Raw genomic sequence first — 21,764 nt, 5'->3', positions numbered from 1 at the left:
ATACAATATGGTGTTGCTCACCCTATTTATTGTCGTGATCTCACCGAAATCTCGTATGAAAAAGAAAAATATTTTTCGCTATGTCCATACGAGATTCTGTTGTGAGGGTGACAAGTAATATGGGCGTCAGGGTTGCTAGATGCGCATCGGCCCCAGCCTGAACCACTTTCGCACGTTGCTCTCCAAGAGCTCTGGAGACAACATGCGCACCTCTCTATTCTACACGATGATGTCGAAGTCTTTCAAATTTTCAACTAGGACGACTTCCAGATCAACGTCAAACCAAACCAAGAAAGGTTGTGCTTTTATGTCCAACGCACTGAAGCTGCAAGATGTGACCGCTGTGATCAATGGTGTCTCCCGATACAATGGTGGGGCGTTTGACACCGTGACATTCAAAACCCTCCTAGTGTCCGAAACGCCGATTGAGGACGAGTACTATGTGCCGGTTGGTGTTTCGCCGACTCCGGCCGCAGTTGCTCTCCTCAAAGAAGCGAACCTGAAGGTCATGCCGTACAAGGCTTCCACCTTGCTGGAGGGTACCGAAGACATCCAAACTGAGGCCCAAGAAGGTGACACTGCGGCAACGCAGTTGGACGCTGCGCGACTCATCTTGCTTTCCCTGCTGAAGCGCACCCGTCTCACCCCGATCAGCGCTCAGCCCGGCATGTATGTCTACGAATTGTCCTACGAGCAAAAGATCTATCCGGTAGATGGTCCGTCCGGCAACGCATATGAGGTAGAGTTCGTGGTCCCGTTCGATCAACTGGCTGTTTCTCCGAACGCGGGCAAAATCGAGGTCACAGTTCTTCTCCCGCGTCAGACCAACCTGCTGCAGGCTACCGGCGTAGATCCGAACGGCGGTGCGGTTTCTCAGCTGGTATCTCAACTCTCCAACGTTTCGCGGACTGCGGTTACCTTCGAGTACCACATTGACCCGGTCTTCAACATCCAGTACCAGCACACTGCAGGGATTCAAGCGTAGCTAGAAAAAGGGCACCCACTTTTCTGTGGGTGCCTTTTTTCTAGCTATCGAACATTCATTTTGAAGCAGATAAATTGATCAATGAGCGCCGCGGAATCGGATCACACCCCGGCTAATGCAGGCTGGTTGCAACCGCCATGCCTACTTATGACATCGCTGCATCGGCAACTCGATCTCGCTGAGCGTTAGACCGCACACCTGTCGGCTCCGTTCTGACGCCCACAATCGGTCGATCATGTCCGCTTGTTGAACCGTGGGGACGTGACATCAGCACCAGATCACACCGTAGTAAGATCTGAAATTCACTTTTACCGACTACCTGTGAACAACGGTTGTAAAATACCCAATATAAACGCTTGAAAATTCCCCACTTCCAACGGACAATCTCTCCGAGAGGAGAGAAATTATGGTCAAGAACGGGGAATTTTTTGTGCTTAAAGAGATGAAACAACGAGGAATGAGCATCACGGCCATTGCGAAAGAGCTTGGCTGTGATCGTAAGACGATTCGTAGGTGGTTACGCGAGGAGTATCCAAAAACTTACCAGCGGATAACAGTAAGACCTGAGAAATTGGCACCTTTCAAAGCTTACGTTCGAAAGAGGATGGACGAAGGATGTTTGAATGCGATTGTTATTCTGGACGAGATTCGAGCCGCAGGCTATACCGAACGGTTCGATTTGAAACCCCGCCTGGAAGACAAGCACAAGTGGACTGGGGCGAGTTTCGTGTAGATTGGCACGGTAAGAAGAAACGTCTTTATGCGTTTGTTATGGTGTTGGGTTACTCTCGAATGATGTACGTGGAGTTTACGGAGGATCAGCGTCTTGATACTTTAATCGGCTGCCATGAAAGGGCGATGAGATACTTTGGCGGCGTTACTGAAACGTGCCTCTACGACAACATGAAAACGGTCGTTTCGGGGACTGACGATCAAGGGGAAGTTGTCTCGAATGACCGTTTCGCTCGGTTCGCTTCCCATCATGGTTTCTTGCTGCGACGCTGTCGCCCCTATCGGGCTAGAACGAAGGGAAAGGTAGAGAACGGAGTAGGCTATGTACGAAACAACTTCTGGCAGAGGGTTCAGACATTCACGGATCTCCAGAACCTTAATGAACAAGCGCTCCAGTGGCTGAATACAGTTTCCAATGTGCGCCTGTACGGCACCACGCAAGAACGACCTGTTGACCGTCTCATCCGTGAGCATTTGAAATCGCCCGCAGTTGAACCTTTTGACTACGTGGATTATCAGGTTCGTAAAGTGTCGTCAGACACGCTCATTTCCTACGAAGGAAACCGCTGCTCGGTTCCAATTCGCTTTGTAGGTCACCTTGTACGTATCAAGGATGATCGTCGCGGCGGCATTCGTATCTATCACGAAGGTAAAGTCATCGCTGAGCACAGAAAGGCTACTGGACACCGAGGAGTTGTACAAAATAAAAACCACTTCGATGGAATTCGAAAAGACAGCGTCGAGAAACCGGTCGGCCAACCATCACCTCTACTTATGTCCAATCCAATACCTGAAATGGCTGTGCACCCTCTCGCCGTCTATGATCAGCTTATGGACGAGGGGGTGATGCGCTCATGATCATAAAAGAGCGCCTGCAGGCTGCCTTTCAACAGTTTGGATGGGTACGGATTCCCGACACCCTCCATGCCCATGCGGAAGAAGCAGCTAAACACAATCTAACGTATTTAGAGTTTCTAGACAAGCTTCTTCAAGAGGAGTTAGCGGCGAAACACGAGCGATTTCTTAAGACTAAGACACGCTTAGCGAAACTGCCTTACCATAAGACCATGGATCAGTTTGATTTCGAATTTCAACCATCCATTGATGAACGGCGGATTCGGGATCTGGCGACCTTACGGTTTGTGGAGCATCAGGAGAATATCATACTTCTGGGTCCACCCGGTGTAGGGAAGACTCACCTAGCGGTAGCTTTGGCCATGGAAGCGATCAGCCGACGTAAGACGGTCTACTTCACGTCTGTCAACGCCGGGGTTAAATTGACCCACTATCGCCGTTTCGAAAATGACCCCCCCGGCGATTTATTGGTCCACACTCTTTGGCATCCCGTAAGCACCAGACTTCATCTTTTCCCGTAGGCGATAGCTGTTCCCACGAATATTCACGATGTGAGCATGGTGTAGTAGACGGTCGAGAATCGCTGTGGCTAGTATCGAATCCCCGATAAGCTCTCCCCATTCCCCAAAGTTCTTGTTACTCGTCATTATGATGCTCCCACGTTCGTATCGAGCACTAATCACTTGAAAGAAGAGATTCGCTGCCACTCGATCCATCGGCAGATAGCCCACCTCATCGATGAGAAGGAGTTTGGGCCGAGTATACACTCGTAGTTGCTTGTCTAATCGGTTTTCCTCGTGAGCTTTACGTAGGTCTTCAATGAGATGCGAAAGCGTGACGAAATATACGGATAGACCATGAGTGATCGCTTCCATAGCTAACGCCACCGACAGATGGCTTTTGCCGACGCCTGGCGGCCCAAGGAAGAGGATGTTTTCTGTGCGTGTTGCAAAGCTCATGGTGGCTAGTTCACGTATCAGCCGTTCATCAATGCTTGGCTGAAATGAAAAATCAAATTCGTCAAATTTCTTGCGATAGGGGAGGTTGGCAAGTTTGGTACGCACCTCTAAGTTACGTTGCTGACGTTGTGTGATCTCTTGACCCAGAAGGTCATTCAGGAATCCGATATAGGTAGGTTGCTCTAGCGTTGCACGTTCGAGGCAAGCATCCAAGGCGGCAGCCCCTTGATGGATTCCGAGATCTTCAATTCGAGCGCGGACTTGTTCCAACTCGATCATGCTCCCACCTCCACCAGTTGCTCATACACATCGAGTGATCGTACCTCGACCTGTTCGGATGAAACCTGTATAGCCGTTGGTTGAGGATATGTCCTGCCGTTGGCAGCGGAGAGACCGGCATACTGTTTGGGACAGTTGCGAATGGCTCGTGAACGGTGAACGGCTTCATGTCTGGCGACTTGAAGGTGATCGACCCAAATCTCGATCCAACCATTACAGTCTCGGACTGCCACTTCACGCCCACTGTCTTGCCAGGGCACACCGTAGCGAACACCATCATAACTTACGAAACCGTCCCGACTAACACGTCGGGCTTCTCGACGGTACTTGGCCCAACGATCGTTCGAGGGAAGGGACTGAAGTTCCTCGCTGGAAAGTCGATCGCAGGGACGTTCGCCGGTCGTACCATGAATACGACGATTGACCTCTTCACACCAGACTCGTGCTTGTCGGTTCAGATCGCCAATATCAACAAACTGACGCCCCGGAATGAAGTTCTCCTTTACGAAGCGGACGGCTCGTTCAACTTTTCCTTTCGTCTGCGGTCGACGTACGCGGCATACTTTGGTTAGTAACCCGATGCTTGCAGCGAAATCCTCGTAGAGCGGGTGCCAGCGTGGCTTTTTGTCATCACCCATCCCAAGAATGACCGTCTTCATGTGATCGGTTAGCATGACGCGAGGAATACCATTGAAGTACTCGAAGGCATGAATCATGCAACGCAAGAAACTATGAATGTCGCAACGTTTCGTGAATTCGATGTACGTGGATCGCGAGTAACCTAGCACCATAACGAAAACGGCAACCTTACGCCTCTCTCCGTTCTCTTCCACGTAATCACACAGCCCCCAGTCTACTTGCGCATGTTCACCCGGTTTGGTTTCGTAAGGTAGAACGGCTTGCGCCTGTCTAGGCGGGCGATAGCCGCGTACATAGTCCTTGAGTATTGTTCTGCCCCCGTCGTATCCTTTCTCACGTAAAAGACGCAGCAATACTTCGCAATTGTAGATTCCGTTCGTAAAACACTGCTTCAAAAAGGGCTTGAACGGGTCAAGTTTCGACGGCCGTTCCGCAGTATCCTTAGATCGCGGAAGTTCGCGATCTCTCAGGTACTTTCGGATTGTATTACGCGAGAATCCCGTTTCTCTGGCCATGGCTCGAATGCTCTTGCCCATAGCCTTCATTTCGTGTAAATTAATCACAGTCCCACCTCTTAGCATTTGGATGTCTCCCCTCGATGACTTGGCCGTTTTCGAGGAGATATTCGCTATTTGGTGGGTCATTTCTTTTTCGGCTATGCCGGGTCAATTATACTCCGGCGGTGACAACGTCAGCTCATGACCTTGTTCAGACACTCCAAGACGCACATCGCAGTGGTTCAATTCAGCAGAAGATGCGAGCCTACACCAATCCTAACATGCTCTTGATTGATGAAATTGGGTATCGAAAAATGGATGAAACAGCTGCCCACTTCTTCTTTCAAATCGTCTCGGAGAGGTATGAAAAAGGATCCATCGTGCTAACATCCCACAAGTCCTTCGGAATGTGGGGAGATATCTTTGATGATACCGTCTTGGCGACAGCCATTCTAGACCGCCTCCTCCACCATTCCAGCACCATCAACATTAAATGGGAGAGTTATAGAGTGAAGGAAAAGAAAAAAGCGGGGTTCTTTAGGTCAGAGAATCAAGCGGATCAGAATGAGTAATCGTTCGCGCTAGATCGGCGAAACTGGGGAATTTTCAACTGATGTTGACACCAAACAGCAAAGAAAACAACTGCCACTGCAGACGCGTAGCAAAAGAAACCAGTGAAACGAGCAGAGCATTGCCGGTCAGCGTCGCCGCAAGCCACGGTAATGCGTTAAATGTCAGTCCGTCCCCCATGCTCGTCATCAGCGTCTACCGCCTCATGAAGGAGATGGGCATTCAGTCAAAAGTATGAAAAAAGAAACGTTGGTTTGATAGACAATCAGCAGGTACTACAGTTCCCAATTATCTCAACCGAGACTTCAAAGCCACCGGCCAAATGAAAAATGGGCAACGGATATCACGTATCTTTTGTTCAATAATCAGAAGCTGTATTTGTCTGTCGTCTACGACTTGTAAAACAAGGAAGTTGTTGCCTACAAGATCGTGGAAAAGGACGACCTCAAACTTGTGCTCGATACAATCCGACAAGCCAATAAAAAAGAGATGTGACAGGCACCCTTCTTCACAGTGATCAAGGGCTCCAGTACACATCTCACCAATATAACGAATTGCTCCAAACATACAACATAAAGAAGAGTATGTCCAGAAAGGGAAACTGTTTGGACAATGCTTGCGTAGAAAACTTTTTCAACCATCTAAAAAAAGAGCTGGTATACCTCAACAACTATAGAACCAAAGCAGAGGTTAAGAAGGCAAAAACCAGCTATATTCGATTCTATAATCAACGTAGACTGAAGCGGAAACTAAATGACCTGAGTCCGGTGTAATACCGAACTCAGGTCTGTGCCTAACCCGTAGGGGGGCTTATTTTCGCTGTCTACTTGACAGGGATATGTTCAAACTGGGTGCTTTTTCTTCTTTTATCCACTTTTTATCCCGCAGTCACTTCAACAAATACATCATTTCTCTCTCCTGATCTTTCACGAACACATTGCTACTCCCTTGTTCCAGCCAGTCCAACAAACAACTAGAAACTCGTAATAATCAGTCAATCATTCGTTCCAGATCATAGATTCGAGCAATCAAGTTCAAATGACCTCCTTTTACTGTCCGTAAATGAGCTAACATATTCCGAATTTCGCGCATGTTACGAACAGCGTCTCTAATATCTTCACGAATCTGACCTTGAGATCGAAGCTGATAGTAAATATGGCCAATCTCAAGATCAAATAGATCTAATATCACGAAATCTTTGTCCTGATGGGGACGGAACGGAATGGCCAACTCATCTCGAAATTTACGAATTAAAGCTTGTCTACGTTCTTCCATATAGGGAAATAGAGTTGCGAGTTGTCCCTCCCAAACACGCCTATCAAGTCCAGTTTCCTTACCTAGAATCACCAGATATGCAGAATGGATAACAGTTCGCCCTTCTATCAACTGAGTTATCCCCATTTGCCAACGATCATCCTCAGAACATTCACTTACCCAGCCTCGTTCCTCTGCGATCCTTGAAAGCACATCCCACGGACTCATAATCGTTTCCAGATTTGAAATTGCCAGTCTCTCTGCCACATGACGATCCCACTGTGCGATCTCAGTTATAACCGAGACAGCCATTTTCCTGATCAAAGTATTGTAAGATGAATCCTGAAGTAAGTTGGACACATATAACATCATGTCCAGCTTGCTTAAAACCCCTTCCCACTTTATAATTTTCAAACATTCCGCTTCTCCGGGAGCGAGAGTGGTCTGTTCCCCTTCTAGAACGATACAGAAGAGTGATCGTTCAAAAATTCTAGTTTCCTTACAGAAATGTGAATATTCCTGTATAAATTCATTCCACTTCGACAACCGTTCTACCGTCATCCCATATACCCAAACGATTTTCCCGCAAAACGAATCATCCTTAGCAAGATTTTCCGCATTGCGAATTGTTTCAGTAGTAGCAGAGGGAACAAATCTGTCATACAAGAGTTGTGCTGGAGACTTAGTTCCTGAGTCTTCCAAACGAACGTTAACATATTCCCAATCTAACCACGTATCACCATTTTCCTCCACCAATCCTCTAAGAGCTTCTTGTGGATTATCACCGGTATGGTCAGGAAAAAGAAGTACCGTATTGTTACCCGCCCGAAACTCCTCCTCCAATTGCCGTAAGTACTTTGCAGGTCCCGGAAGTTTCCACCAAAGTCTTTGCATCGACTACTCCTCCAGTATCTCGAACAGCCTGATGATCATAGGATCTAACCCCCACATGTTGTTACCCCGATTGACCACTACGCTCATTAGTTCCCCCCATTTAAGGGAACACTCTATGATCGCTTGATCTACACCCTTGCAATAACTTAGCAGTTCATCCAAACTGACTTTTTCATCGAGCCACAAAGCGCTGTATACACGGGTGATTTCAGGAACACTCAATCCGAACTCCTTAATAAGTTGTTCAGTTACTTCCCTACTTTTTATTTCACATTCAAATGTCGTCAGGTGGTTCTGTAATAAATGTGGTGACGATTTAGTGATCTCGTACAAACGGTAAAGCAGGTTCGGCCAATTGCCGGTCATGGCTTTAATTTGCTCCAAGTCCTGTTTGCGGTTCCCAAGTTCACAATCGTCCATCCATTGACCCAGTGAAGATTCTTGCCACGGTTTCAAGGTAAAGAATTTGACTCCACGCTGGAGCCAGTCATCAGTAAGCCTCGGGTTCGCTTTTAACATTGTCCAAGCCCGTTCAGGTGGGGCGACGAAAACAAACTTAATTTTTCGTTTAAAGTGCTTGTTAGCAAATTCCTCTGCTTTACTCACCCATTCTTTCCCCCATGGACAAGTAAATGGAATAAGCACTAGCATCTGTTGATCCATTTTCCTCTTTTCCATCTCTTCTTGTATAAGCCTACCGAAGGCAACTACGTTAGTTACCGATTCCGGAATATTAACCAGATGCCCATCTACACGCTTATAGAATTGGATGAAAAACTTGGTCATATAGGGAAGTCCGGCAGCAAGACTCCCAAAGATAACGGAGATTCTCTGTGTCGAGTTTTGTAAATCAAACTCTTGCTCAGCTGTCAACGGATTACGAATATGTGCCTCATCTCCTGTTGCAGAAAGCGCGGTACGAAAAGCAGATGGCTCATACTCACGAATCACGTGTCCTTTTGCGTCAAGTAGTCGCTCTACTACTTCATCTTTCGAGCCCATCAGCGACAGGAGGTTCGTGCTTCGGAGCGCATAACGGCCTTCACTAACCATACGAAGCACTCCAAGTCCACACATCTCTTCAAGCAAAATACGGAACGAGTCTGCCCCACAGTTCTTAAAACCTTCTTCCCACCAGCTGACCGCCTCTTCACGGATCCAACTGACTTCGAATCCACGCAACGCTTCTTCATGGTTCTCCAGCGATTCAAAGGCGATCACATACGAGATCAGTTCATATCGGGGATCAAGATGCAAGGTAAGGTTTAAGAACCTGTGCTTGATCTCCTTTTGCAATTCTCTGTTTTGATATGCCTCATTCACATGTTTTGAAGTGATCTTATACGGGGGAGAAGTTGCAGGGTCGAAAGATGTTGCTACCGTTTGATCAACCATGTGTCGCAAAAGCTGTTTGCAATACAACTGAAGTAGCAACGGGTAGTAGTTCGTTTGTGACAAAATCCGGGTTACCAGATCCTTTGATTCAAAATAATATCCGACGCTCGCCAATGGCTTCTCTATCAGATCCCTTGCTTGCGTCCACTCATCGCTTGACAACAGCGGACCAATACAAATAGGTTCGCCGTAATGAGCGAGCGGATCGTTCTCGTTGCGAACAGTCCTCTGAACGTTGTGAAGACCTGCAAATACCACTTTGAATCGGCGTTGGGTTCGATCCATTAGCCCCTTCAAAGAAGAACAGCGAACAAATCCGGAGCGGGATGAGTTGTCACTGCTCTCGCACCTAGCATCGATCTCAAGAAAACGATCCGCTTCATCGAGAAGAAGAAGGACTTTCCGTCGATCATCTTGGTCCAGCCATCTTTGAATGCTCGTCATCAACTTTTCAGCAGTAATAGAAGAGCTGCGCGAATCGATAACCTTAAAAGATCGAAGCTCCCGAGCAATAACGTTCCAAATATCGTCAATATTGCGATTTTCCCCAATCCCTTCCGATTTCAGATCGATCCAGACCGCGATCCGCCCTTCTTCAGGTTTATGGAACCTTCGCTCTGCTTCACGTAACAATGCCGTTTTACCCAATTGCCGACCGCCGTAAATGAACCCACCAGATGAATCCATAATCGACTGCAACTCGGCTGCCCGCCCATAAAAAATTTCCGGCGGTACCAAACCAGCGGTTGTGGTATAAGGGTCAAGGTAGGTAAAAGGCATAGTACAATTGAACATAATTGGTAATCGTAAACCAGACTGCCCGGCCAAATAGATCATAAGCAAGTCATCGACAACCAAAAACGTACTGCGTCGGTCACGACAAAGACGGGCCATATCTCGACGCCGTTTCTCCTTCATTCGACCAAAGTAAAGTGCAATGACAGGGGACCCTTGTTCTGTTTGTCCGATCTCATTTAAGATACGATCCTCCGTTTGCTGATCCCAGAAGCAGAAGATGCGATATCGCCCGTTAGCCTCAGATCCGTATTTGGATACTGGGCAGCGGTTTTGATCGACGATTACCTCAGTGCTCAACTCATAGTACTCACGGTTATGTTGGTTCTTTTGTGCTACTTGCAAAACGTTAAACCCCATGTACTGAAAAATTTTACTCAGTTCATCTCGCTTAACATTTTTACGCCGCTTTACCTCATACCACACCGAAAGCATCTCAACTGTTTGATTGGCTTGTTCCGGATCGATCTCACTCAAATCAATTGGGCCAAGTTCCTTACGGTGTTGGATAGCGCGAAAGATCTCATGCGGCTTTACTCCATTCAGGTAACTTTCCAGCAATGCATATTTCTCAATAAAGAACTCCTTAAAGGTATCAGTTACCTCATCTTCCTCAGGGATATCTTGGAAGTTCTGAATCCGAGCCAAATATTCATTGGCCGAATGAATATCCCCTTCTTCCAGTACTTTTTGAATGCGCGCAAAGGCTGGATGATGTTCATCTACACCGACCTGCTTGAACAGTGACCGGGTCTTTTGTACCGCCTGCTGCTTCAGTTCCTCAATCTCTTGCAAAATTGCTGCCAACCGCTCATGTTTATCTTGGAAAAAGTAGGTTTCTACTACGAAGTTTTCCATATGATCCACTTCATCTACGAAACTCGTACGCTCATGGTCAGTCAGCAAGTTGAAGGTGAACGATTGCTCGATCTGTTTTCTAGCATTCTCAACCGATCGTTTCAACGAATCGCGGCAATCTTTAAGATGTTTTTCTTGTTTGACTTTTAAAGCGTCGATGTCGACATCAGTAGAGTACTCCTCGTTCTGTTCCATCAACCGTAAGATCAATCGAGTGCCTTCCAAGTCGCGTAATTCATATTTCTTATCAAACGCTTTCAATAAACTAATGTCACGCACGAGAAGATGAAGGATACCGTCCTTAATGACCTTGATATCCTTTTTATTCAGCATCCAGTCCGATTTTACAGGAACAGCGGGAACTCTTAACAAAACAGCATTAAGAATTGCTCGGTGATCCGGTTCTTTAAAAATAATTGGCACATTCGGATCGAACAACTTATAGAGATTGTCGATAGCTCTCCGAATTGCTGCATACCCTGCCTGCTCAGCAACCGTCGTACAACCCTCGATCAACTCATCCACTTCCCGAATAACCTCTTTATATTGGGAACGTATCAATTCATGCAACTCTACTGCCTTTTTTTGATAGAACTCGTTATTCTGTCCCGGTCGTGAACTTAAAATTTCAATCCATTCACGAGCAAGTTCCAAAGTTTCATCTACTTTCGTATGAAACTGAGTAAAAGCACGGGCAGTTATATCTCGACCTCCGTGGCGTTTCAATTCTTGTCTGTCAGTAAACTCGATTTTACGACGAACTTCAGAGGGATCCGAATACTGTTCAACCAACCCCTTAACATCTTCCAAAGCACTTTCGTCGTTTCGCATGATGGGATCTAACATCCGATTGATTATTCCATCTGTTTCAAGCCACTTCCTCCAAACCTTCGTAGCTGGTGCAAACAGCATGGTCTGAGCAGGAAAAGAGCTAAAGGTCTCTTTGACTCGCCTACGAAGATCTTCCAAGCCCGAATCCCATGCAGAGTGGCCTCGAGCAATTTTGATAGAACTGAGGTCCAAGGCTGTGAAGCTTTTCCCGAACTCTGCAATTACTTTGCACAATTCATATATCTGTTTAGGTAGCCACTTCGGATTATACACAGACAAATAGTGCGGAGCATTCGTATTTGGAGCCAGCACGGACGGCCTTAACGTGGCCGCTATCACCATATATCTCAGTCCAATGCTCGATTCTACCTTCTCCAAACGATCCAATTTCTCGAAATCCTCTTTAAGTACCATAGAAATCGCACCCACGTTATGGCGAACATCACGAGCAAGCAAAGTGTCCTTCACTAAGTAGGAGGGGAGTTCTACCTCCTCCGGATACTTTTGTTCGATAAACTCTGCAATCCAATACGCCATTTCAAGTTTATCTTCTTTGATCAAACACCAAAGCAGAAGTTGAAGAGAATTGAAATTCTCTTCAATTTCTCCTTTTAAAATACCGTCGGCAATAGAAAAAGCAACATCCGGCAACGGAAACTGCGCCACAAATTTCTTATCGGATAGATTTGCATTTGCCTCCTCTTTCATCTCTTTTGTCAGTTTCGTTTCAATCTCACCAGATTCAGCGACCTTTTTCATTTGAATATTTCCACTCTCAAACGTATTCAAATGGTCGATGCTATCAACAACAAGTTCAAGTTGATCCACTGTAGTACCTTGCATAGCCTCGTTCAGTACACCAACTTGGATTTCCACAATTTCATCAACATGGTCCGTAATACAAGAATTATTATCTTCAGAGGAAGAGATCCCATCGAGATTGTCTTCAGCATATTCAGAAATCGAAACAGCTGCATTTTCCACTTTCTCGAAGTCCGATACTTTGTATTCTTGGCTACAAAACTGACTCTCATTTACTTCAGACACTACAGAGATTAATGATTCTACATAATTTCGACAAATCGGATTGTTTCCAACCAATTTCGTGGGTAATGTCGTTAAAGCCAATACATTTGAATATTCGATCCGATCGGAATTTACATATTCCAATTCTTCATCTGCCTCATTTACATCGTCTAAAAGTACATCTGTCGATTTAAGTGCTTCGTCTTGAAGTTCAACATGTTCTTTCGCCACTTCTACCATAACAGACTGTTGTGTTGCGGATGTGTCATTGACCAAATTAGTATGGTCTGACATTGAAATAGAATCGAGATAAAGTCGCCCGCGTTTAAAAGGGATATCCAAATGAGGGAAATTCTCCGTGAAAATTTTGTAATAAATTTCCCATATGTGATCATCAAGCGCACGTAATGGTTCAAGCAACGAAAGAGTAGCTTTATATGGTTCAACAGCAGCAAGTAACGACTGCCAATTTTCCGCAGTATCTTGAAGACATTCTTCCCGCAGTGATACTGCATTACGACGAATTTCTTGAAGGATTTCCTCATCTTGAATAGACCTTGAACGAACGAAGTTAAATCTCTCCAAATCAAGCAGAGCATCAGCAATTTGTTGCTTTTGCTTTAACGTTCCTTCAATTTGAAACATCGCGTTTTCCAGATCATCTAATGTTGACCAAGTTACATCTTCAGTCATCATAATACCATTGACAACCATAAGCGATTGCAATTCTTGTGTTATTGAATCGAATGTAGCGTACACATGAATCAATTTATCAACAAGTTCTCGGTCAGGAATCCTCCTTTTCTCGTGAATGTTTGTAAACGAAAGATGAATCATGTCAGCTAAACCCTCAAGAATGTTGTTTAACTCCTCGATATTCCTTTTAAAATGTTGGACTGTCATCTAATGATCTCCCTTACTTTTGTTAAAATCATTCTCACAAAACATATTCTACATCATAACTCATTTTTTGTCATTGTCTACAATAGTACTTGGACGTATTTCATATTTTAATACATGAAATTACGTCCTTGAGTATTGCTATTTCTTATGACATAAACAAAAGGACTGCACCTCAAAGTGCAGTTGTTGCATGACAAGAATGTTCTTTCATAATGGACTCAGGAAGCCACATTCTACCGTTGACTTGTCACCGTTTAGCGACAATAAAGTTCTTTCATTTTGTCTCTGCTACTCAATATTGAGCCAATAATGGTGACTTTTTCGTTTCGTCTACAATATAAAAAGATCCGATCTTCACCTGCCAGCTCTTTGTAAGACTTCCTCCAACTTATCAAATGTCAACAATCTCGCTCGTTCAAACGTCAATTTCTTGTACTCATTACAGTCCCAGTTTGTTGTTTGGAGAAAATATACTCCATAGCCACTGTTTATGTATAGGCTTTTCATAATCGTGGAGTGGTAATCCATACATTTCAACGTGAAGTTGCCCTTGCTGATAAGCTGCCAAGCTTTCCTGAGTCATTTAATCGAAAGTAGGAATTACCGAGTTTATTATAGGTATCACATAATATTTCTTCATCTATTGTCTGCTTACTTTCTTGTTGCTCCCAAAATGGACGCAGAACGTTCACTTGCTTATAGAACTTCATTCCAACCTTGAGATCGCTTCGCCAAAAAAGCCGCCCGTTATAAAAAAGACTGTATGCCGTGATTGATTCACGGCATACAGTCAAAAAGAAAGAACTTTTTGTCAGTCTACAGAAATAGCCTCTTTTGTTAAATCAACTACTCCACCGTCACCGACTTCGCCAGGTTCCGCGGATTATCCACATCATTCCCACGCACAACAGACGCATAGTACGCCAACAACTGCAGCGGAATCACCGAGATCACCGGCGACAGGAACGGATTCACTCTCGGGATCGCGATCACCTGATCGACCGACTTCTTGATCTCCTCATCGCCCTCAAACGCCACAGCCAGCACAAAAGCATCGCGCGCTTTGACTTCTTTGATGTTCGACAGAGTCTTCTCATACAGCTGCTCCTGAGTCACAACCGCGATCACCGGGATATCCTCCACGATCAGCGCCAGCGTACCGTGCTTCAGTTCGCCTGCTGCATACGCCTCGGCGTGCATGTAGGAGATCTCTTTCAGCTTGAGCGACCCTTCCAGCGACACGGCATAGTCCATGCCGCGGCCGATGAAGAAGGCGTGCTCTTTCTCCGCCCAGTTCTTCGCGAACGCTTCGATGGACGGTGCGGTTTGCAGCGCCATGTCGGCCAGCTCCGGGAGTTGCTTCAGGCCGCTCAGGATGCTCGGTACTTCGGTCACCTGTGCGGACTTGCGCTCTTGTGCCAGCCAGCCTGCGAAGAGGTACAGGGAGATGAGCTGGGTGGTGTACGCCTTGGTCGAGGCAACGGAGATCTCCGGGCCTGCCCAGGTGAAGATGACATCGTCCGCTTCACGCGCTGCAGAGGAGCCGACCACGTTGGTGATCGCCAGTACGCGCGAGCCTTGCTGTTTCGCTTCACGCAGCGCGGCCATGGTGTCGGCCGTCTCGCCGGACTGTGTGATGACGATGATCAGAGTGTTCTCCGTCACGATCGGATCACGGTAGCGGTACTCGGACGCGACCTCGCAGTCGACCGGGATGCGGGTCAGGCGCTCGATCGCCTGCTTGCCGACCATCCCGGCATGCCAGGAGGTGCCGCACGCTACGATGTGGATGCGGTCGATCTGATCCGCGTAGCCAGCCGGCCATGCGATCTCGTCGAACACAACTTTCTGGCCATCTTCGGAGATGCGGCCGGTCAGGGTGTCGCGGATCGCGCGCGGCTGCTCGTGGATTTCTTTGAGCATGAAGTGCTCGTAGCCGCCTTTTTCAGCGGCGCTGGCCGACCAGGTCACTTCGTAGATCTCTTTGGTCGTCGGGTTGCCTTCCAAATCAAACGTCTCTACCTTATCTGCAGTCAGAACGGCCATTTCGCCGTCGTCCAGAATGTACACGTTGCGGGTGTACTCGAGAATCGCCGGGATGTCGGACGCGATGAAGTTCTCACCGTCACCGAGACCCACGATCAGCGGGGACTGTTTGCGCACGGCGATCAGTGTGCCCGGCTCATGCTTGGTCATGATGCCCAGCGCATACGCGCCGTGGATGCGCTTCGAGATGGCAAGCACAGTGTCGAAGAAGTTGCCCGTCCACATGTCGTCGAGCAGGTGTGCCACGACTTCCGTATCCGTTTCGGACAGGAAGGTATGACCTTTCGCTGTCAGTTCATCGCGCAACTGCATGTAGTTCTCGATGATGCCGTTGTGGACGATGGTGAAGTTGCCTTGGTTGTCCTGATGCGGATGCGCGTTTTCATCAGACGGACGGCCGTGCGTCGCCCAGCGGGTGTGACCGATGCCTTGAGAGCCGGAGATGCGGTCCGGGCCGTCGACCAGTTCGGCGAGGTTCGCCAGGCGACCGACCGACTTTTTCAAGGACACGCCGCCGTTGTCAAAAACTGCGATGCCCGCGGAGTCATAACCGCGGTATTCCAGCTTGGACAGACCGTGCAACAGTACGTCTTGCGCTTGCTTGTTCCCGATGTAACCAACGATTCCACACATGTATGAAAATCCTCCTCGATTGTGGGACAGCTCACTGTTTGAACGCCTATCTAAGGCAATAGGAAATCAGGCTTATGAAAACGGTTCATAAGCAGCCACAAACAGTTTGTCCTGTTTTTTGTTAAACGCTCAGTTGTAGCCAAAGCATCTCTTGTCCCGCCAGTCACCTGCCGGATTTCGAAAACGCTCTTTCGGTGCGGCTATACACCGGGAGGCATCCGCCGATTTTCGATACTCCTCCACCTCGTCAACTGGATCGCTGTTTCCGTCCGTGCGTCCAGTTCAGGCGCTTTTTGAAAAATAGGTCTTGCTGTCTTGCACAACGCTCATCTCTCGCCCCGCATCACCTCCTACAAAGAATATATGCACGAACAGCCAAAAGGGTGGTTCGGTGTGCACCGGAAGCGGGTACACACCCTGCCCTTTTTCCATCTCTTCTATTTCTCGCCTTGTTCCTCGCGCACCACATCGGCAATTTCGTTCACGTAGCGGCGCAGGGACTCTTCTTCCGGGCCTTCTGCCATCACGCGAATCAAGGGCTCCGTACCGGACGGACGCACCAGCACGCGGCCGTCCGCGCCGAGGATCTCTTCGACGCGCTGGATCGCCGCGGCGATCTTCGCGTTCTCTTTCCAGCCGTCTTTGGTCGCCACACGCACGTTGACCATGATCTGCGGGAAGCTTTGCATGACGCTGCGCAGCGCGCTCATCGGCCGCTTGGACTCAACCATGATGTCGGCCAGGTGCAGCGCGGTCAGCAGACCGTCGCCGGTGGTGTTGTGCTGGAGCATGATGATGTGGCCGGACTGCTCGCCGCCGAGGACGAAGCCGTCCGCCTTCATCGCTTCCATCACGTAGCGGTCGCCGACTGCCGTCTTGACCACGTGGATCTCCTGTTCGCGCATCGCCTTCAGGAAGCCGATGTTCGACATCACCGTCGCCACCACCGTGTCGCCTTCCAGCTCGCCGCGCTGTTTGAGCGCGGTGGCGAGGATCGCCATCACGTAGTCGCCGTCGACGATGTTGCCGAGCTCATCGACTGCGATCAGTCTGTCAGCATCGCCATCAAAGGATAGGCCGAGCGCCGCTTGGTGTTCGAGCACCGCCTCGCGCACCACTTCCGGGTGCGTCGAGCCGCAGCCGACGTTGATGTTCGTGCCGGTCGGCTCGGAGAAGATCGAAATGACTTCTGCCCCGAGCGAGCGGAACACGTCGGCCGCCACGAAGGACGCAGCACCATTGCCGCAGTCGAGCACGACCTTCACGCCGTCAAAACGGTTGCGGATCGTCGACTTCTGAAACTCGGTGAACAACCGGCCTGCATCTACTTCTTCGTAGACCCGGCCGACTTTTTCGCCCGTCGGACGGGGCAGTTCGTCGACCGCCGCGTCGAGCAGGCGCTCGAATTCCGCTTCTTGCGCGTCGGTCAGTTTGTAACCGTCGCCGCCGAAGAATTTGATCCCGTTGTCCGGCACCGGGTTGTGCGATGCGGAGATCATCACGCCCGCATCCGCCTCCAGCGAGCGGGTCAGGTAGGCCACGCCCGGCGTGGGGATGATGCCGAGGCGCACAACGTCGACGCCGACCGACATGATACCTGCGATCAGTGCTGCTTCTAACATATCGCCCGAGATGCGGGTGTCTTTGCCCACCGCGATCTTGGCGCGTTCTTTATCGATGCCTTGTGTCAGGACGTGCGCACCGGCACGGCCCAACTTATATGCCAATTCAGGGGTCAGTTCGAGGTTGGCTACACCGCGAACTCCGTCAGTTCCAAAATATTGCGCCACGAAACGATAGCTCCTTCACTGAGAAAATGGTACTCACTCTCAATTTATTTATTGTCACACAGAACGGCGTTCTGCACAATACCCTATCTTTTCCTCCACCTTGCCCGTGCAACGTGTCTCTGAATGTATGAACTTTCAACCTCTTATATGACGCACGAGCCCAACGTTTGGTTGCACCCTTTCTGAAAAAAAGCGCCGGAGGGACCTTACCGGCTCCGGCGCACGATCTACTTTTGGATCTCCAGCTTCAAGGTTGGCGGGGTGACTTCCAGCGTTTTGACGAAATTCGGCGAGTTCACTTGCACGCGCATCTCGCCTTCGCCGCCCGGCTGGTTGGTCAGGTCGAGGAATGCGTTGATGTCCTGTGCCGTCAAAGCGTCGAGCTTGCTCTTCGCTCCTTCGACGGTGACCGACACGCGTTCGGTGGTGCCGAGGACCTTGTAGCTCTCCCCTGCTTTCAGCCCGGTGACTTTGACTTCGATGTTGTCAAACGTCCGCTTGGCAGCTGCGACGACCACGACTTCGACCTGCACTTCGGTCGGCTGCACCTCGGTCACGCCTTCCACCTGTGCGAGTTTCAGCGTCAGTTTCGTCGTCTTGTTCATCCCGGTCAGGTCGATCACCGGCGCCGGGTAGGAGTCGATCTCCGCCAGCGCGTTCGCCGTGCCGAAGATCGTCACCGTGCCGGACTGCTTCACTTCCTGCACCGCATAGCCCGGCGCGAGGTCGCCTTTGAACTGCAGTCGCAAAGGCACCGACTTGGACGGCTTGACGATCGGGATGTTCACTTCCACCCGGTCGCGGGAGAGGCGCACGCCTTGCACCGGGTCGCCTTTCTTGTTCACCGCCGTCAGCGGCACCGAGGTCTGGATCACTTCTTTCGCTTCATCCAGCGAAATCGTCGCGACCACCTGGTCGATGCTGTTCAGCGCCGACTTGGCCCCGGTGACGATCACCGTCTTCGGCGAGACGAGCGCGTCGCCCGCCACCATGCCTTCGCCCGGCTTCCCTTCCATGCGCAGCTCGATCGGGAACTCGCGGTTCTCCACCGCCTCCAGCTCGATCTGCACGGAGGCGCTTTCGATCGACACCCCTGCCGGCGCCCCGTGCACGTAAACGGGCACCTCATGCGTGCCGACGCCGAGCTTGGACGCATCGGCGACCGCCTTGATCGCGTCGCCTTGCGCCACAGCGTTCATGATGTCGAGGTAGGAGCCGCGCAAGGTCAAGGTGACTTTCGGGGCTTTGACCAGGTAGTAGTTCTGCTCGTCGTACAGCACGACCACGTTTTTCTCCAACTGCTGCTGCGGCTGGGCGGTCAATCCGGACTGTGTGCCGGTCTCGTCCGACTGCTGCACGATCAGCCAGAGCAGGATCGCAAGCACCGCCGACAGGATCTTGACCACCGTGTTGTTGCGCAGAAAACGATCCATCATCAAGACCCCGCCTTTCTGCCAAACAGCGAGAAGCCCGACTGTTTCGCCGGCGCCAGATGCGTGGTCAACAGCTCGCGGAACGACTGCTCATCGAGGTTGCGCGTGATGTCGCCGTTGACGGCGACCGAGATGGTGCCAGTCTCCTCCGACACGATCACGACCAGCGCATCGGAGACCTCGGTGATCCCGATCCCCGCGCGGTGGCGCGTGCCGAGCTCCTTGGCGATCCGCGTTGAGTCGGACAGCGGCAGGAAGCACGACGCCGCCACGATCCGATTGCCGCGCATCATCACCGCTCCGTCATGCAGCGGCGTATTCGGGATGAAGATGTTGATCAACAGCTCCGACGAGACGACCGCACCGATCGGAATCCCCGACTCGTAATAGTCGCTGAGTCCCGTTTCGCGCTCGATGACGACCAAAGCGCCGATCTTGTTTTTCGAAAGCACCTGCGTGGCTTTCGTCACTTCGGAGATCATCTTCGGGATGTCCTCCTCCTCCAGCATCGCCGTCGAGCTCCAGGAGAAAAACTTGCCGCGTCCGAGCTGCTCCAGCCCGCGGCGCAGCTCCGGCTGAAACACGACCGGGATCGCAAACAGGCCGATCGTCAAAATCTTATCCAGCAGCCAGTTCAGCGCATTGAGCTGCAGCGCGCTGCTCACCCCGGTAGCCAAAAGGATCACCACGATCCCTTTGAGCAGTTGCACCGCTCTCGTGCCGCGAATGAGCTGGATCATCTTGTACAGCACAAAAGCAACGATCAGGATGTCCAGCGCGTCAAACAGGCTGAACCCGCCTATCAGTTGTGAAAAGGAATTCTGCAAAGGAGCCACCTACTGCCTTTCAAAATCTCTTGCTTACTATGTCCGTTCCCATGCCAAACATTGCATGCATAATCTATTCTATTTCATTCGCTAGAGGGGTAGTATCTCCTTTTACAGGTTTTCGAAAAATTGTCATGCCCCCAGAGCCTTGGCCCGCGTTGCGTATCTACTAATAAGATGAACAAGAAATTGAAAAAACAGCCCCCGAGGGAGCTGTTTACGAGATGACTTTGGCTTGGCTGCTGAGCAGATCTTCCTGCAGCTGCTGCTGCGAGAAGCGGAAGACCGGGCCGCGCAGAATGATCAGAAGCGGAATGATCGATAATGAGACCGCCGTGATAAAAGCTGTTACCGAACCGAAGAACCCGGTGATCGAGCCAAGCATCGACGTGGATAGCGGGAAGGTGATCAGGATCAGCGTGCGCATCGCGCCATTGACCCGGCCCAGCATATCGTTGGGCACCGACTCTTGAATCAAAACCGTATAGGCGATGTGCAGCATCATGCCGCCGATCGAACCGGTGAACAAAGCAAACGGTGCGATCCACGTGACGGGCAGCAGGAACATCGCCACCCCGATATTGTTGATCAACAGCGCTGCGAACATCATCTTGCCTTTGGCGAGCCATTTGAACTTCTGCGGCACAAACGTGCCGACCAGCATGCCGAGGCCGTTGACCATCAGCACGAAGGATATGTAATTGTCGGGCTTCGTCAGCTCATGTTTGAGATGGAACAGCACCACAGTTAAGATGCCGCTGTCCGCAAAATTGGATAGCCCCATCACCAGCGCGATCGAAACGAGGATCCGGCTGCTGAGGATGAAGCGCAAGCCGTTTTTCGTGTCGGTCAGCACCTGGCGGGCCGAGCGCACCCCGCCCATATTCTCATGCGGGATCCGGCTCCACAAGCAGAGCAGGATCGGTGCGAAGTAGGTCAGCGAATTGATCACGAGCAACGTCGGATATTCAAGCGATGCGATCAGCAGACCGGCCAGCAGCGGCCCCATAATCGTCGTCGCCGTAAAGCAGGACGAAAGCCCTGCACTCGCTTCCAGCTTGCGGTCGGGAAACATCGCCGGCACTGCCGCGAATTCGGCGGAGCGCAGGAAGATCTGCCCGATCGACAGCATCGTGCCAAGAATGTACAGCATCCACACCTGTAACAGGTCTGTGAAATACAAGATCGGAATCATCGAGCAGCACACCGCTTGGAAGCATAGCGCACTGAAGATCACCGTCCGCCTGGACAGCCTGTCGACCAACGCCCCGGCAAATAAGGATAAAAGCACCTGTGGCAGCGCTTCACAGACGGCCATCACACTCATGTTCAACGCCGAGTGTGTCATGCTGTAGACCATCAACGGCAACACCAGAAAATACAGCTGGTTGCCGAGGTTGTTCACAATACTCCCCGTCGCGTAGAACAGGAACCGCGGCGTCCTCCAGATACTGGTAGCCATAAGTACCCACCTACTTTTCAGTTTTCTTTCTTACTTGTATCCCCAACGACCCCGTCAACACATTTGCAAACTTGTGAAAATATTTTTCAAAATTTCCCAAA

16 protein-coding genes are annotated in these 21,764 nt (G+C 49.8%); 6 read left to right on the top strand and 10 right to left on the bottom strand.

From position 1 onward, the window contains the following. Nucleotides 1-307: 307 nt before the first annotated feature. The 4 genes from EV586_RS05970 (at nt 308) to EV586_RS05960 (ending at nt 3,093) form a co-directional block, all read left to right on the top strand. Nucleotides 308-985: a hypothetical protein gene (locus tag EV586_RS05970; protein WP_132944164.1), complete on the top strand. Its 678-nt coding sequence runs from the start codon at nt 308-310 to the stop codon at nt 983-985. Nucleotides 986-1,391: 406 nt separating this feature from the next. Beyond that, nucleotides 1,392-1,718: a helix-turn-helix domain-containing protein gene (locus tag EV586_RS21435; protein ID WP_243652943.1), complete on the top strand. Its 327-nt coding sequence runs from the start codon at nt 1,392-1,394 to the stop codon at nt 1,716-1,718. Beyond that, a complete protein-coding gene (istA, locus tag EV586_RS05965) occupies nt 1,601-2,575 on the top strand; it encodes an IS21 family transposase (RefSeq protein ID WP_243652942.1) in 975 nt (324 codons plus the stop codon). Before EV586_RS21435 ends, istA (EV586_RS05965) begins: the two co-directional genes overlap by 118 nt. After that, nucleotides 2,572-3,093 carry an ATP-binding protein gene (locus tag EV586_RS05960; protein WP_132944163.1) on the top strand — a complete coding sequence of 174 codons (522 nt, stop codon included), beginning with the start codon at nt 2,572-2,574 and terminating at the stop codon, nt 3,091-3,093. Before istA (EV586_RS05965) ends, EV586_RS05960 begins: the two co-directional genes overlap by 4 nt. On the opposite strand, the gene istB is transcribed toward EV586_RS05960, so the two are convergent. Together istB and istA (EV586_RS05950) are read right to left on the bottom strand one after the other, a co-directional pair. After that, entirely contained in the window at nt 3,037-3,810 is a 774-nt protein-coding gene (gene istB, locus EV586_RS05955) for an IS21-like element helper ATPase IstB (RefSeq protein ID WP_132944162.1), read from the bottom strand. The two genes, EV586_RS05960 and istB, sit on opposite strands and share 57 nt — an antisense overlap. Next, nucleotides 3,807-5,030, bottom strand: a complete 1,224-nt coding sequence (gene istA, locus EV586_RS05950; RefSeq protein WP_132944161.1) for an IS21 family transposase — start codon at nt 5,028-5,030, stop codon at nt 3,807-3,809. The genes istB and istA (EV586_RS05950) overlap by 4 nt, the downstream gene beginning before the upstream one ends. Nucleotides 5,031-5,047: 17 nt before the next feature. Between istA (EV586_RS05950) and EV586_RS05945 the strand changes: the two genes are divergently transcribed. Then, entirely contained in the window at nt 5,048-5,518 is a 471-nt protein-coding gene (locus EV586_RS05945; RefSeq protein WP_243652941.1) for an ATP-binding protein, read from the top strand. A gap of 34 nt (nt 5,519-5,552) precedes the next feature. Here the strand turns inward: EV586_RS05945 and EV586_RS21045 are convergent, their stop codons facing one another. Then, complete coding sequence (locus EV586_RS21045) at nt 5,553-5,705, bottom strand: hypothetical protein (RefSeq protein ID WP_165898355.1); 153 nt, start codon at nt 5,703-5,705, stop codon at nt 5,553-5,555. Nucleotides 5,706-6,007: 302 nt separating this feature from the next. Here EV586_RS21045 and EV586_RS21815 point away from each other — a divergent pair, with 302 nt between their 5' ends. Beyond that, entirely contained in the window at nt 6,008-6,289 is a 282-nt protein-coding gene (locus tag EV586_RS21815) for an IS3 family transposase (protein WP_132944160.1), read from the top strand. Between the two features lie 217 nt (nt 6,290-6,506). On the opposite strand, the gene EV586_RS05935 is transcribed toward EV586_RS21815, so the two are convergent. The 7 genes from EV586_RS05935 to EV586_RS05905 all read right to left on the bottom strand — a co-directional run bounded on the left by EV586_RS05935 (nt 6,507) and on the right by EV586_RS05905 (nt 21,663). Beyond that, nucleotides 6,507-7,664 carry a hypothetical protein gene (locus EV586_RS05935; RefSeq protein WP_132944159.1) on the bottom strand — a complete coding sequence of 386 codons (1,158 nt, stop codon included), beginning with the start codon at nt 7,662-7,664 and terminating at the stop codon, nt 6,507-6,509. 3 nt (nt 7,665-7,667) lie between these two features. Then, nucleotides 7,668-13,472, bottom strand: coding sequence for an ATP-binding protein (locus EV586_RS05930; RefSeq protein WP_132944158.1), 5,805 nt, complete (start codon nt 13,470-13,472; stop codon nt 7,668-7,670). A gap of 846 nt (nt 13,473-14,318) precedes the next feature. Next, the gene (gene glmS / locus EV586_RS05925) at nt 14,319-16,151 is read right to left on the bottom strand and encodes a glutamine--fructose-6-phosphate transaminase (isomerizing) (protein ID WP_132944157.1); all 1,833 of its coding nucleotides are present in this window, start codon (nt 16,149-16,151) and stop codon (nt 14,319-14,321) included. Nucleotides 16,152-16,588: 437 nt separating this feature from the next. Beyond that, the gene (gene glmM, locus EV586_RS05920) at nt 16,589-17,941 is read right to left on the bottom strand and encodes a phosphoglucosamine mutase (protein ID WP_132944156.1); all 1,353 of its coding nucleotides are present in this window, start codon (nt 17,939-17,941) and stop codon (nt 16,589-16,591) included. Between the two features lie 227 nt (nt 17,942-18,168). Further along, nucleotides 18,169-19,377, bottom strand: coding sequence for a CdaR family protein (locus EV586_RS05915; RefSeq protein WP_132944155.1), 1,209 nt, complete (start codon nt 19,375-19,377; stop codon nt 18,169-18,171). Continuing rightward, nucleotides 19,377-20,201: a diadenylate cyclase CdaA gene (gene cdaA, locus EV586_RS05910; protein WP_279388272.1), complete on the bottom strand. Its 825-nt coding sequence runs from the start codon at nt 20,199-20,201 to the stop codon at nt 19,377-19,379. Before cdaA ends, EV586_RS05915 begins: the two co-directional genes overlap by 1 nt. Nucleotides 20,202-20,418: 217 nt before the next feature. Continuing rightward, the gene (locus EV586_RS05905) at nt 20,419-21,663 is read right to left on the bottom strand and encodes an MFS transporter (protein ID WP_132944154.1); all 1,245 of its coding nucleotides are present in this window, start codon (nt 21,661-21,663) and stop codon (nt 20,419-20,421) included. Between the last annotated feature and the right edge of the window lie 101 nt (nt 21,664-21,764).

The organism is Tumebacillus sp. BK434 (assembly GCF_004340785.1).
Classification (GTDB): domain Bacteria; phylum Bacillota; class Bacilli; order Tumebacillales; family Tumebacillaceae; genus Tumebacillus_A.
The sequence above is the reverse complement of the archived record's forward strand: the minus strand, read 5'-3'. Positions and strand labels throughout refer to the sequence as shown.

What these genes read in the sequence shown, in the direction of transcription:
- istA (WP_132944161.1), bottom strand. Translation starts at nt 5,030, where the DNA reads ATGCTAAGAGGTGGGACTGTGATTAATTTACACGAAATGAAGGCTATG.
- EV586_RS05905 (WP_132944154.1), bottom strand. Translation starts at nt 21,663, where the DNA reads ATGGCTACCAGTATCTGGAGGACGCCGCGGTTCCTGTTCTACGCGACG.
- EV586_RS05945 (WP_243652941.1), top strand. Translation starts at nt 5,048, where the DNA reads ATGACTTGGCCGTTTTCGAGGAGATATTCGCTATTTGGTGGGTCATTT.
- EV586_RS05915 (WP_132944155.1), bottom strand. Translation starts at nt 19,377, where the DNA reads ATGATGGATCGTTTTCTGCGCAACAACACGGTGGTCAAGATCCTGTCG.
- EV586_RS05930 (WP_132944158.1), bottom strand. Translation starts at nt 13,472, where the DNA reads ATGACAGTCCAACATTTTAAAAGGAATATCGAGGAGTTAAACAACATT.
- EV586_RS05960 (WP_132944163.1), top strand. Translation starts at nt 2,572, where the DNA reads ATGATCATAAAAGAGCGCCTGCAGGCTGCCTTTCAACAGTTTGGATGG.
- EV586_RS05970 (WP_132944164.1), top strand. Translation starts at nt 308, where the DNA reads ATGTCCAACGCACTGAAGCTGCAAGATGTGACCGCTGTGATCAATGGT.
- EV586_RS21045 (WP_165898355.1), bottom strand. Translation starts at nt 5,705, where the DNA reads ATGACGAGCATGGGGGACGGACTGACATTTAACGCATTACCGTGGCTT.
- EV586_RS05935 (WP_132944159.1), bottom strand. Translation starts at nt 7,664, where the DNA reads ATGCAAAGACTTTGGTGGAAACTTCCGGGACCTGCAAAGTACTTACGG.
- EV586_RS21435 (WP_243652943.1), top strand. Translation starts at nt 1,392, where the DNA reads ATGGTCAAGAACGGGGAATTTTTTGTGCTTAAAGAGATGAAACAACGA.
- istA (WP_243652942.1), top strand. Translation starts at nt 1,601, where the DNA reads ATGTTTGAATGCGATTGTTATTCTGGACGAGATTCGAGCCGCAGGCTA.
- glmS (WP_132944157.1), bottom strand. Translation starts at nt 16,151, where the DNA reads ATGTGTGGAATCGTTGGTTACATCGGGAACAAGCAAGCGCAAGACGTA.
- istB (WP_132944162.1), bottom strand. Translation starts at nt 3,810, where the DNA reads ATGATCGAGTTGGAACAAGTCCGCGCTCGAATTGAAGATCTCGGAATC.